The organism is Cylindrospermum stagnale PCC 7417 (genome assembly GCF_000317535.1).
Taxonomy (GTDB): Bacteria; Cyanobacteriota; Cyanobacteriia; order Cyanobacteriales; family Nostocaceae; genus Cylindrospermum; species Cylindrospermum stagnale.
In genome coordinates, this window is record NC_019757.1 from 1668486 (window position 1) to 1681480 (window position 12995).

A 12995-nucleotide genomic window follows, 5' to 3' on the forward strand; every position below is an offset into this window, starting at 1 on the left:
TAAAAATCCAAAAAATTATGACTTATAACAATATAGTAGATAGTCCCTTACCTTTACCAATTAGCCAGCAGACGAAACTGATAGCACAGCAGCTAGCCGACCAACTAACAGTAATTGCTGTGGATGAACGAGTTTATCTAAATACTCTAGCGGTGTTGGTAGTGAATGATTACCTACAAATGATGGGTTTTGCAACTGACCTCGGAGGAAGTGAAACTTTTAACTCGCTGCTGCATTTTGCTGCCGATGTGTCAGATTTAAAAGTTACTGGACTTGGACATTTAGAATGTCGGGCTGTTACCCCAGGGGAATTTTCTTGCTATATTCCAGAGGATGTTTGGCAAGATAGGATTGGCTATGTAGTAGTGGAAATAGCTAAATCCCAGCGCTTGGCATTGCTTCTAGGGTTTACCCAATCAGTAACAGAGGCATCGTTACCCTTAAAACAATTACAACCACCAGAGTTTTTATTACGGCATTTGCATCAATTAGTGCAAGCCTTAGATAGTGTAAATACTGTAGTTATCAGCCAGTGGTTTGAAAATCTGTTTGTGGCTGGTTGGCAGAATCTAGAGGCGCTTTTCGCTGGAGACACTCTGAATTTAGCTTTGAGTCTGAGAAGCGATACTGCACCTGAGAGGGAAGTTGTTGGGGCAAAATTGATTGATTGGGGTGTTGAATTGGGGGGAGAAGCGGTGACGTTGTTGGTGGCGTTGACTGGGACAACAGATGAGCAAGTAGGAGTCAGGGTACAAGTGCGCCCTGTACCAGGAACATCCTATTTACCGCCAAATCTAGTTCTGGCTATTTGCTCACCAACGGGGGAAACACTGAAGGAAGTATGCTCCCGCAGTCTTGATGATTACATTCAATTGCCTCGGTTTCAAGGTGTTCGTGGCGATCGCTTTCAACTACGATTAACTCTTAATCAGGTAAGCTTTACAGAAGACTTGGCGATCTAAACAGATGGGTCATCAAGTCGTCTTAAAATTCGGTCGCGGTTCCTGGCAGCAGGGGCTTCCGGCTATTACCGCTCAAATTGGCAGGGATGGCGAACCGCATCAAATCCAAGTTACTGCCAGTTTACCACCAGCCTTTGATTTGCCGGAACTTTATCGCAATTGGCAGGTGTTGTATTTAGCGCTTTATGACCGTTTGGGGTGGCGATTTCGCATCACCTTTGACGACACCCAAGCAACGGTCACAAATTTTTCCTCTGCTGATTTTCATACAGTTTGTCAGCAGTTACGCAGTCGGTTTAATGTCTGGTTGAATTCCCCAGAGTTTCGCCCCGTTTACCAAAAGTTATGGCAAACCTTGAGCCAAGATAGTTCAATTCGCCTACTAATTGAAACCAATAACCCTGAATTACGGCAATTTCCTTGGCATCTGTGGGACTTTTTTCAGGATTATCCACGGGCGGAATTTGCTTTAAGCAATCCTAACCATGAGCTAATTCCGGTTAATTCCCGCCATAGTTCTAGTGAAGTCAGAATTTTGGCTGTTTTTGGCAATAACCAAGGGCTGGATTTGCAACAAGACCAAGCCTTGTTAGAAAATTTACCCAATGCTAAACTGACATTTCTCTCAGAACCATCGCGGCAAAGCATCAGTGACCAGATGTGGCGTTATAGTTGGGACATCTTCTTTTTCGCTGGTCATAGTTCTAGCCAAATGGCAGGGCAAAAGGGGAAAATGTCCTTGGATGGCGATCGCAATCTGACAATTGGCGATTTAGAAAATGCCCTGCGGCGGGCGATTTCTCAGGGTTTGCAACTAGCAATTTTTAACTCCTGTGAGGGTTTGGGGTTAGTAAGCGAACTAGAAAATTTAGGCTTGCATATTCCCCAAATTATCATCATGGGAGAAGCTGTGCCAGATAGGGTGGCACAAGGGTTTCTCAGTTATTTTTTAGAAGCATTAGCGCGGGGTGAATCGTTTTATTTAGCAGTCCGGGAAGCGCGGGAACGCTTGCACAGTCTAGAAGATGAGTTTCCTTGTGCTAGCTGGTTGCCGGTAATTTGCCAGAACCCCGTCGCTATTCCTCCCACCTGGAACAGTTTACGCCGTATTCATCACCAACCAGGATACAGGGTTTTGTGGGCGAGTGTGGTGATGAGTGCCTTGGTTGTGGGGATGCGAAGCCTGGGAGTTTTTCAGGGAACAGAACTACAAACCTTTGACCAAATGCTGCGCTGGCGACCAAATGAAGCAACTGACAACCGATTGCTGGTAGTTGGTGCTACAGAGGAAGACATCAATAAATATGGATTTCCGCTTCCAGATGCCATACTGGCACAGACAATTAAGCAGTTATATCGGCATCAAGCGCAAGTCATTGGCTTGGATATTTACCGCCACAACCCAGAGAGTGCAGATTTAATCAAGAGGATGCAGAATAGCGATCGCGTGATTACCCTATGCAAAGTTAGAGAAGGTGACGAGGGAGACATCCCAGCACCACCAGGAATACCCCTCAAGCGCCAGGGTTTTAGTGATGTGGTAGTAGATCGCGATCGCATCGTCCGCCGTCATTTATTGGCCATGACCCCACCACCTTCATCTAAATGTAAAACAGAATACGCCTTCAGTCTCCAACTAGCACTGAAATATTTAGCAAATCAAGGCATCTCTTCACCACCCACCGAAGTTTTGCAACTTAAAAACAAAGTTTTCCCCAAACTCCAACCCCACACAGGCGGCTACCACCAGCTAGATACACGGGGTTATCAGATATTACTCAATTACCGTTTTCCCCAAGTTTCCCAGCAAGTCAGCCTTAGCCAAATACTGAATGATCAGCTCGACCCCAACAGTATAAAAAACCGAGTTATACTGATTGGTGTCACCGCCCCTAGCAGCAGAGATAAATTTTTTACACCATACAACAGTCAAGCCATTTACCAGGAAACCCCAGGAGTCATTCTCCAAGCACAGATGGTGAGCCAAATACTGAGTGCTGTGATAGACAATCGTCCAATATTTTGGGTTTTATCTCCAACCTGGGAAATCCTCTGGATAGGCTGCTGGTCTTTGCTAGGGGGAGTTTTAGGGTGGTACTGTCGCTCGTTATTAATTTTAAGTTTAACTATCTCAGTAGCAGCTATTAGTTTATATGGAATCTGCTATGTCCTGTTACTACAAGGTTGCTGGATGCCCTTAGTTCCGTCAGCCTTAGTTGTAATATCTACAGCAACCATCACTTTTTACATCATCTCTAAAAAATAAATGCATCATAAATTATTCAATTTCTTCGTTCCTCATCTAAAACTGATAACCCTAACTTCAGCGCTAGTGTTTTCTCAGTTGAGTTTACCCCAAATGGCAGCAGCAGAAAACTCATCATCCTTAAATCTAGAAACACAATTCAAACCGCCTAACGACGGCGCACCAGGAGGACGCAAAGGTGGTGGTAGTAGACCAGGTTGTCCAGCTACAAATCAGCCGATTACAGTATTAGTTCCGGCAGCTAACATCGGCTGGACAACTTCTACTCATCCGACTTTCTGGGTTTATATTCCATACCAAGTAACGTCTCCACATCCTGTAGATTTAGTTCTTCGCGATGACACAGGTAAGCAAGTCCACAAAAATACTTTTCAATTCACAGGTAAACCAAGAATTATTAGCTACCATTTGCCAGAAACAGCACCAGATATAGAAATAGGTAAACGTTACAGTTTATCAGTTTCTTTCTTTTGTAACCCAGTTAACAGGTCTGAGGCGAATATAGTTTCCACCTGGGTGAAGCGAGTCGCACTTAGCCCAGAACTGAAGAAGAAGTTGACAGCCGCAACACCAAAGCAGCGGATAATTTTGTATGCCGAGAATGGGTTGTGGTTTGATACTTTAACAGCGTTAATTGAACTCCGTCGTCAATCACCTGATGCATCTTTGGATACGGCTTGGGCTGATTTATTAAAACATCATTTTGTGCAGTTAAATGAGTTAATTAGTGTGTCCTTGCGGTAATATTAAAAATAATTTTTATTACAAAAATATGAAAAATATTATTCACGTGAAAACAGCTATTGCGATTTCCGCTACCTTATTAAATCTTGTGGGGATTAGTTATCCAATTATCTTACATACTCCCCCAGCACTAGCACAAAATTCTGGCGAAAAAGACCAGATAGTGGAACAAATGGCTCTAGCAAAAGCACTCTTTGAAGAAGGCGAAGCACTGTTTAAAAAAGCCGATTATGCATCTGCTGTAGAGGCTCTAGAACCAGCCTTGAAACTCTTGGTAAAACTAGAAAGTTCCAAGGAAGCTCAACAACTCGCTCAATATATGGATTTAGCTTACTTTCCAGATAGAATTTGGAAAATTACAATGTTTCTCGGTGTAGCTCATGCAGGATTGGGCAATTACAAAAAGTCCATTGATTATAACCTACTACATTTATTAGTAACTCCAGCGCTTATAGAAGCGCTCCAAAATTATAGCCCGTATTACAACCCTGAAAATTTTGTAATAAAGATAAGACAAAATGAAGTTGATATAGTGAATCGAATAGGACTTAATTATCAATCCTTAGGCAGCTATAAAAAAGCAATTGAACATCATAATATAGCTTTATCTACAGCACAAAAAATCAAATACCCAACAGGAGAATTTGATGCTTTCATCCGCTTAAGTAAGGCTTACATTAATCTCAATGATAATACCAAAGCCACTAATTATGCTGAACAAGGTTTAGCCTTAGCAAGACAAATAGAAGATCGGGAGGCAGAGGCAGAAGCTCTGGGACAATTCCAAAAAATTTATACTAGCTTGAAAGACTATAATAAAGCAGTAGAATATGGCGAACAAAGTTTAGCGATCGCACGCCAACTAACAAACTCTATTGACAAGATACATCTTCTCAGAAACATCAGCTATAATTACATATCTTTGGGAAAGAATAGCAAAGCAATTGAATACCAGGAGCAGAGCTTTGCGATCGCCACACAGATAGGAGGATATGTAGAGTGTTTATCTCTGGCAAATAAGGGTGATTTTTACCATTCCTTGGGAGACCATGCTCAAGCTATTGAATATAGTCAAAAAGCTTTGAAAATCGCGCTAGACTTCAGAAATCCACTGTTAGAAGATAAGGCTAATAAAACCCTGGGTAATACTTACTTTTCTCTAGGAGACTATAAGAAAGCTATTGAATATTACCAAAAAAAATTAGTGGTGGCACAGCAAAGAGGAAACCCAGAAGAGGAAAGTAGTACTTTGCTAAGTTTAGCGAAGGCTTACTTGGAGTTAAGAAATTATAATCAGGCAATTAAATTGGCTCAACAGAGTTTAGGAATTGCAAAAAAACATAACTATCGGGAAAATGAGGAACTTGCTCTCCAGCTTTTAGGAAACACTTATATAGGTTTAGGTGACTTTTCCAAAGCAATTGAGTACCAGCAAAATACTTTAGCAAATTCTCGTCAATTAAAACAGCCAGACAGAGAATATCTGGCTTTGGAACAATTAGGTGTTATTTATCATGAACAAGGAAACTATAGCAAAGCCATTGATTACTATCAACAGAGTTTAAACAACCGTAGAAACTCTCAAAAAGTTGATCCAGAGCAATGGAAGATTTTATCAAAGCTAGGTTCTGCGTTTGCTGAAGCTGGTAATTTTTCCCAGGCTCAAGAAACATTACAAGATAGTGTGAGATCGCTGGAATATGAACGGAGAAGACTAGGAACTAATGATAGTGATAATCTGACATTTTTTGAACAGCAAGTAGATACATACCGAACTTTACAAAAAGTCTTCATCGCCCAAAATCAGCCGCAAGCAGCCTTAGAAATTGCTGAACGAGGACGTACCCGTGTATTAGTTGATTTATTAGCAACAAGACTATTCGCTACTCAAGCTACTCCCATAACTCTCAGTCCACCAAGTATTGCCCAAATTCGGCAAATAGCTCAACAGCAAAATGCTACCTTAGTCGAATATTCAATTATTAATCAATCTTCTGGATTTCGCCAGCAAAAGCAGGCATCTAATCTGTATATTTGGGTCATCAAACCTACAGGAGAAGTTATATTTCGGCAAGTTGACCTTAAATCCCTGAAAGCTCCACTCAAAGACCTTGTTAGCCAAACTCGTGAACTGATTAACGAAGGTAGAGGACGTGGAAAAAACAATAACCTAACTTTATTGCCAGGGAACTTAGTCAAACTTCAAGGTGATGCTGATGATTGGCAACCTTGGGAAATTGTATCTACAAATGTATCTGCTCAAACCATAACAATCAAACGACCAGATAATCCCGAAGCGCCGCCAATTATACGTCCAATCAAAGATGTAGTTTCTCAAGTTGAGTCTCGCCGTAGCAATCACCCCAGCTTACAGCAACTCCATCAATTACTCATCCAACCCATTGCTGATTTACTACCAAATGACCCCAATTCTCGTGTAATTTTTATTCCTCAAGATGAACTTTTTCTTGTGCCTTTTGCCGCATTGCAAGACGCACAAGGTAACTTTTTAGTTGAAAAACACACCATTCTTACTGCTCCAGCTATTCAAATTCTTGACTTAACCCGTCAACGGCGTGGACTAAATCGTAAAGACAAAAGTGCTTTAGTGGTTGGTAATCCTACGATGCCAAAAGTATCCCTTGTGCCAGGGGAACCACCGCAACAATTATCAGCTTTGCCAGAGGCAGAAAAGGAAGCACAGTTAATTGCTCAGATGCTGGGTACTAAAGCGTTGATTGGCAATCAAGCTACTAAAGCAACAGTGGTATCACAGTTACCAAAGGTAAGCATAATTCATCTAGCTACCCACGGGTTACTAGATGATAGACGCGGCTTAGGAAGTAGCATTGCTCTCGCTCCTGATGTCGAAAAGCAAGAGGGTAACGGTTTGCTGACTGCTGATGAAATTCTCAATTTACAGTTAAATGCTGAGTTAGTAGTCCTCAGTGCTTGTAATACTGGCACTGGGGAAATTACGGGAGATGGGGTGATAGGTTTATCTCGCTCGTTAATTTCTGCGGGTGTTGCCAGTGTGTTGGTGTCACTGTGGACTGTACCTGATGCGCCCACAGCGTCGTTAATGACTGAATTTTATCGCAATTGGCAGCAGCAACCAGACAAAGCGGCTACGCTGCGTCAAGCAATGTTGGCAACTATGAAACAGTACCCTCATCCGAGAGATTGGGCTGCTTTCACTATTATTGGCGAGGCGGAATAGACCTTTCTGGACAATGGTTTTAAATACAAGTTGAAATGCAGGATGCACACCGTGATAATTTCACTCACTCATAGACAACACCCAATCACGTAAAAGTGGGTTGACTTTATCGGGTGCTTCATCATGGGGACAATGACCCGCTGTGAGGAAATATTCTGTTAATTGGGGATAATATTGGCGAAACTTTTGGGAACGTTCTCTGGCATTTATCCAAGGGTCTGCTTCTCCCCACAATATTAATAGAGAACAAGTTAATTGCTTGAGTAGCACATCTACTTTTTCTCCTTGGGGACTGCTAAAAACTGAGACAAATACATCTAATGCACCAGCATCAAAAGCAGGACGAGAAATTTCGTCGATCAATTGCTCTGTAATTGCGCTTTTATCTAGATAAACTTTTTCTAGAGTTTGACGAATTACCCAGCGCTGGCGCACGTATTGAAATAATATAGTTTGGGCTAAAGGTTGCTGAAAAATCCACTTTACAGAATCACCCAAAAGTTTCTGCAAGGGTTGTTTAGGTGGCTGAATTTGAGCTTGTAAAGCTTCTGGTTCTGATGTTGGTTGGGTGGTACTAAAGGGGCCTGCACTATTAAGTAATGCTAAACCCGCTACACTGTCGGGACGTTGAGCTGCAACACACAAGCAAGCGTAGCCACCAAGAGAGTTACCAGCTAATACGGCTTTTTGACCAATCACTTCACTGATAAAATCATTAAGTTGGTCGCGCCATAAGTCGCCGCCATACTGCAATTTTGGTTTAGCTGAACGACCAAATCCCAAAAGGTCGATGGCATATACTTCAAAATCTGGATACAGTCCTGTGATATTCTTGCGCCAGTGGTCTGTGGAAGCACCAAAACCATGCACTAACAGCAAGGGTGGACGTTGCGGTTGTTTTTCTCCCGCTTTTACGTAGTAGACGTTGTGCCCTCGCCACTGCCAATATTTGCCGGGAATTGGGGCTGTAGTTGCCTGCATGATTTAAATAAATGTTAAGTACATTCTCATAATTGTAGACTAGCAATCATATCTAACACCCCACCCTAGCCCTCCCCGCAAGCAGGGAGGGAACAAAATGTTCTAATACTTGCGGGTGGTTTACGAAGTGAAAACTGATAACTGACTAATGATAAAAGAAAGATTGATTACAGGTAAGACTAAACTTTTAGGGGTGATTGGGCATCCGGTGGAGCATTCTCTATCGCCAGTGATGCATAATGTTGCCCTTGGCGAGATGGGGTTAGATTATGTTTATCTTCCCTTGCCGATCGCACCACAAAATTTAGAAATAGCGATCGCAGGTTTTGCCGCTATTGGCGTGGTTGGTTTTAGTGTGACAATTCCCCACAAGCAGGCGATATTGCCTTTGTTATCAGAGATTACGCCCGTAGCCCAAGCCATCGGCGCAGTGAATACTGTAACGCGCCAAGATGGTAAATGGGTGGGGACAAACACGGATGTAGAAGGATTTATTGCCCCTCTGCAAACAACGTATCACCAAGATTGGCGTCAAAAGGTAGCGGTAATTTTAGGTAATGGTGGTGCAGCCAGGTCCGTTGTGGCAGGTTGTATCCAGCTTGGTTTTGCGTCAATTCATGTTGTGGGGCGCAATGTGCAGAAGTTAGAAGAATTTCGCCATAGTTGGGGCAATTCACCTCTAAAGGAGAAATTTCAGGTGCATCAATGGGAGGAACTACCACAGCTAATTCCCCAAGCTGACTTGTTGGTAAATACAACCCCGGTGGGGATGTATCCCCAGGTGGAGGCGTCACCTTTGAGTGTTGAGGAAATGGCTGATCTGCCAGCAGATGCGATCGCTTACGATTTGATATATATTCCTAAACCGACGCTATTTCTCCAACAAGCAGAAAAACAAGGGGCGATCGCGATTGATGGATTAGAAATGCTAGTCCAGCAAGGCGCAGCAGCTTTAAAAATCTGGTTACAGCGTCCAATAGTGCCTGTGGACGCGATGCGCCAAGCATTGCAGAATCATTTGGGTAATTGGTAATTGGTCATTGGTAATGGGTCATTGGAAAAGCTATGACCAATGACCCGTTACCCCATCACTAACTATACTCAGGCATCCGCATATACATTTCCTGACCTTGGGAATTATAGATGAACAGCGGCCGTTTGGCATTGTCACCAATCACTACTAGCGCTTCCCGTAAGCTTTGGAAGTGGTTTTTTAGGTCAGCATCAGGATTAGCCGAGCTATTTTGTAGTGCTTGGTCATAAGCAGGAGTTAACCGGACAATAATTCCTTGGTCACTGATGGTAAATGTGCAAATCTGAATTCCATTCGTACAAGTTTTAGTCAAGTCAGCGCGGGTTTGTTCTAAATCGCCATAGATTTGGAGTTTCTCTTGTGCTTGTTGGAGAGAATCTGAGTATGGTTGGAGGAGAGACTGAGCTTGAGAGTAGTACAAGCTATCACGAGAAACCTGTTGAGCAACCTGCAAAGCCTGACTCCAGTATGTTACCGCTGTCTTCCATTGTTGTTTTTGCGTATAGACTTTAGCTTGATTGGCTGTGTTGATGGCTTGTTGGTAGGTTTTAGCGGCTAATTTTTCTTGAGTGGCGCGATCGCGTGCCATGAGCAATTTTGGTTGATATTCTGCCAACAGATTTTGTGCTTCTTGGTATGCTGGGCTAGACTGGGGGATGCTCTTTAAGCCATTGACCACTAGAAGCCAAGTAGACTCCAGCTTTTGCCAGTCATTACCAGATTTGGCATTGGCTTCGTTATTGACGGCTGTAAGAGCGACAGCTTTGGCTGCGGTCAATTTTTTCAGCCAGATTTCCTCTTTGAGTAATTGTTGATTTGTCGTTTGTAACCCGACACGATAACCTGGTAATTTGGCTTGCACCAGCCCATACAGTTCGCTATTGGGGCTGATCGCCTCTAGCGGTGCGATCGCTTGTCGCCATAAACGAAGTCTTGCCTGTAATTCCGCTAGGTTATTAGCTGGAGTCAGCATTTTTTCTTCCACCAAGGATGCGGCTTGCAAACCATTGATTACTAAGCTAATTTTTTGTGACTGTGCCGATAAACTTGCAGAAAGTTCCTCTGCTTGCTGGTGACGGAATGCCCAGTTGGGAATCTTTTTTAGGTCACTGCTGGCTGCTAACAGTTGCTGTTGCACTGCAACCAAGTCTTTTTCTGACTTGGCTTGGCGCGTCAGTCGCCGGGATTCTGTTTTTAATAATTCAGCTTTTTGTATTTCTTCACACTCGGATATCGCGCAAGGACGAGTCAGAAAGTAAGCACCGCCACCAAACACGAAACCTCCCACCAAGGCTACACCAATGATGATCGGTTGCAAAAACTTTGCAGACTTGGAAACCGCCAAATCTGGTGAACCGGCCAAGGGGTCAAACGCTTCCTCCAACTCAACCTCATCGAGAGATAGATTGTCTAAGATCGAGTCATCTATCGATGGAGATTCATATATGGGAATATCGGTAGGGGGAAAAATTAGGCTCCCGCTTTCTCTCTCACTACTGCTTGAGGGCACCGAGTTCCCCATCACCCCTAAATTCCAATGCTTGGGAGTAGCGAGTTCCTCGTCTGCCTCACTCTTTTGAACCTTCTCACTCAGGCAATGTTTGGCATAAGGGAGTTTTTCTCCAGACACTCTGAGGAATAATTGCGTCTCCTGGAACTGGTAGTTGGGTTGCCGCTGGAGTGCTTCTTCCAGTACCGTAAAAATTGTTGGCTGGTCAACTATTACACCAAGTGGGTGTTGAGTTAAAATCATTAGCTCATTATTTTTTACGGCACACTTAACCTGGAAAAGTTCGCCAGATTGAACTTCCGCAAGCAATTGTTCCTGTAGAATCTTGGCTAAAAGCTGTATATCTTCCTGTGGGAATGCTACTTTCATAGAGCGTGACCGCTAGTCTTTATATATGGTTTTTATTATCTTTGACGGGAGAAAAATAATGGCTTCTGTTTGCTCTCTCTTAAATGCATAGTTTAATTAACCCCAGTGTTTACATCCACTAGACCAACTTTTTAACACAAATCCAGACCTTTGGGCAAAAAATACTAGAGTGACGATTGTTCGTATTTTTACTTTTTCCTCCTGCTAGATGCTAAATTAGACAGTTCCAGCCCCAGCGAAAACTACAAATAAAAAATGGGAATAATCCGTGTTTTGGGCATTTTTACCGCTTTACTAGGGGAAATTAAAGGTTCAGTAGCTACCGCAACTGTACTTTCTGGCTATCTTGCGGCAGTTAGAAAATATCCATAGCGAAGACAAACAACTTTAGCTTAATGCTTTTAGACACTAGAAAGTTTACGGAGGAGATGAGTTAGGTCTGATCAGCCTGACACTGACGAGTTGGCTCTAGAAATTAATTTGCCCCATCTGTTGAATTCGATAAAATTGATCCGTGAAAAATAAATTTTTATAGCTAACCAAAGCTTGATTCGGCAATCAGGGTGCTGTAGAAGCAATGAGACAGCAGTTCAGAAATGCTTTGGGAGTGTCAATACTAAGGTGGATGTCAATGGATCTATTAGAGTATCAAGTTAAAGAATTGTTTAGTGAGATGGGAATTCCTGTATTACCATCGCAACGAATTGACCATCCCGCAGATTTGAAACGCTTAAAAATCCGCTATCCGATTGTCCTGAAATCCCAAGTACATGCTGCTGAACGGCAAAAAGCTGGTGGAGTCAGGATTGTAGAAACGACAATCGATGCGATCGCAGCTGCTCAAACGATCTTCAATTTAACGATTTGGGGAGAATTGCCGGAAGTATTGCTGGCAGAATCGAAGTACGACGCCGATCAAGAATTTTATCTAGCAGTAGTTTTAGATACCGCAGTCTGCCGACCAGTACTACTAGGTTGCAAAGAAGCAGATATCGATTGGGAATCGGCAGGGGAGAAAATGCAATATGTTGTTGTGGAACAGGAATTCTCACCATTTTATGCCCGACGACTGGCATTGAAAATGGGTTTGCAAGGTGCGCTGATGCTGTCAGTTAGCAGCGTGCTAGAGAAGATGTACCAGTTATTTGTGCAAAAAGATCTAGACTTAGTGGAGATTAATCCTCTAGCCGTCAGCGCTTCTGGTCAGGTGATGGCTCTCAATGGCAAAGTCAGAGTCAACGAACGAGCAATCAACCGTCATCCAGAGATGGCCCAAATGGCAGCAAAAATAGTCAGCCGTCATACCAGTAGTCAAATCAACGGCATTTTAGGCGACTGGGATGCGGCAGCTATACACGGTAAAATAGGTATTTTAGGTAATGGTACTGGTTCGGTGTTGACAACTTTAGATTTGGTCGCCAACGCTGGTGGTAAACCAGGTGTTTGTTTCAATCTGCGCCATGCTTTTCTCACTGATACGGCACCGACTACCTTCTTGGGTCGCTTAGATACAGGTCTAAAAATGTTAGCTGCTGACAAAAGCATTCAAGTAATACTGATTAACTTCCTAGGTACTATTCCTCAGTTGGCAGAAATGCCGGAGGTCATTGCTAATTTTTGGCAACAAGACAACAGCGAAATTAAATCCTCTATTTTAAGCTCCAGTGGCAGCAGAAGCCATCGCGGGGTATCTCTGCCGCGCTTGGTTGTCCGTCTTGCTGGTTCTGAATTCAACGCCGCTAGACAATATTTAGCTACACTCAAAACCCAGAGCGATGTGCTAATAGTGGTAGAAAATTTAGATACCGCAGTGGCGGAAGCAGTCCGGCTTGCCAAGTTAACTGCTTATAGAAAATAGTCACAATTACGTATCAATACGACACTGCACTTGTGTTGCTGTTATTCCCAGT

Annotated in this window: 8 protein-coding genes; 6 read left to right on the forward strand and 2 right to left on the reverse strand. The window is 43.0% G+C overall.

Going from position 1 to position 12995, the window contains the following annotated elements:
- The first annotated feature begins 17 nt into the window (after positions 1–17).
- From CYLST_RS06975 to CYLST_RS06990, 4 genes are read left to right on the forward strand one after another with little or no spacing between them, the layout of a single operon-like run.
- On the forward strand, positions 18–962 hold the full coding sequence (locus CYLST_RS06975; RefSeq protein ID WP_015206998.1) for a DUF1822 family protein: 945 nt from the start codon (positions 18–20) through the stop codon (positions 960–962).
- 4 nt (positions 963–966) lie between these two features.
- A complete protein-coding gene (locus tag CYLST_RS06980) occupies positions 967–3228 on the forward strand; it encodes a CHASE2 domain-containing protein (RefSeq protein ID WP_015206999.1) in 2262 nt (753 codons plus the stop codon).
- Positions 3229–3972, forward strand: a complete 744-nt coding sequence (locus CYLST_RS06985; RefSeq protein WP_015207000.1) for a DUF928 domain-containing protein — start codon at positions 3229–3231, stop codon at positions 3970–3972.
- Between the two features lie 28 nt (positions 3973–4000).
- The gene (locus tag CYLST_RS06990) at positions 4001–7192 is read left to right on the forward strand and encodes a CHAT domain-containing protein (protein ID WP_015207001.1); all 3192 of its coding nucleotides are present in this window, start codon (positions 4001–4003) and stop codon (positions 7190–7192) included.
- A gap of 60 nt (positions 7193–7252) precedes the next feature.
- Here the strand turns inward: CYLST_RS06990 and CYLST_RS06995 are convergent, their stop codons facing one another.
- A complete protein-coding gene (locus CYLST_RS06995; protein WP_015207002.1) occupies positions 7253–8173 on the reverse strand; it encodes an alpha/beta fold hydrolase in 921 nt (306 codons plus the stop codon).
- 148 nt (positions 8174–8321) lie between these two features.
- Between CYLST_RS06995 and CYLST_RS07000 the strand changes: the two genes are divergently transcribed.
- Positions 8322–9206: a shikimate dehydrogenase gene (locus CYLST_RS07000; RefSeq protein ID WP_015207003.1), complete on the forward strand. Its 885-nt coding sequence runs from the start codon at positions 8322–8324 to the stop codon at positions 9204–9206.
- Between the two features lie 58 nt (positions 9207–9264).
- Here the strand turns inward: CYLST_RS07000 and CYLST_RS07005 are convergent, their stop codons facing one another.
- Positions 9265–11085 (reverse strand): hypothetical protein, encoded by a 1821-nt coding sequence (locus CYLST_RS07005; protein WP_015207004.1) that lies wholly within the window; start codon positions 11083–11085, stop codon positions 9265–9267.
- A 631-nt stretch (positions 11086–11716) separates the two neighbouring features.
- Here CYLST_RS07005 and CYLST_RS07010 point away from each other — a divergent pair.
- The gene (locus CYLST_RS07010; protein WP_015207005.1) at positions 11717–12943 is read left to right on the forward strand and encodes a succinate--CoA ligase subunit beta; all 1227 of its coding nucleotides are present in this window, start codon (positions 11717–11719) and stop codon (positions 12941–12943) included.
- Positions 12944–12995 lie beyond the last annotated feature (52 nt).

What these genes read in the sequence shown, in the direction of transcription:
- CYLST_RS06985 (WP_015207000.1), top strand. Translation starts at nt 3,229, where the DNA reads ATGCATCATAAATTATTCAATTTCTTCGTTCCTCATCTAAAACTGATA.
- CYLST_RS06980 (WP_015206999.1), top strand. Translation starts at nt 967, where the DNA reads ATGGGTCATCAAGTCGTCTTAAAATTCGGTCGCGGTTCCTGGCAGCAG.
- CYLST_RS06990 (WP_015207001.1), top strand. Translation starts at nt 4,001, where the DNA reads ATGAAAAATATTATTCACGTGAAAACAGCTATTGCGATTTCCGCTACC.
- CYLST_RS06975 (WP_015206998.1), top strand. Translation starts at nt 18, where the DNA reads ATGACTTATAACAATATAGTAGATAGTCCCTTACCTTTACCAATTAGC.
- CYLST_RS07005 (WP_015207004.1), bottom strand. Translation starts at nt 11,085, where the DNA reads ATGAAAGTAGCATTCCCACAGGAAGATATACAGCTTTTAGCCAAGATT.
- CYLST_RS06995 (WP_015207002.1), bottom strand. Translation starts at nt 8,173, where the DNA reads ATGCAGGCAACTACAGCCCCAATTCCCGGCAAATATTGGCAGTGGCGA.
- CYLST_RS07000 (WP_015207003.1), top strand. Translation starts at nt 8,322, where the DNA reads ATGATAAAAGAAAGATTGATTACAGGTAAGACTAAACTTTTAGGGGTG.
- CYLST_RS07010 (WP_015207005.1), top strand. Translation starts at nt 11,717, where the DNA reads ATGGATCTATTAGAGTATCAAGTTAAAGAATTGTTTAGTGAGATGGGA.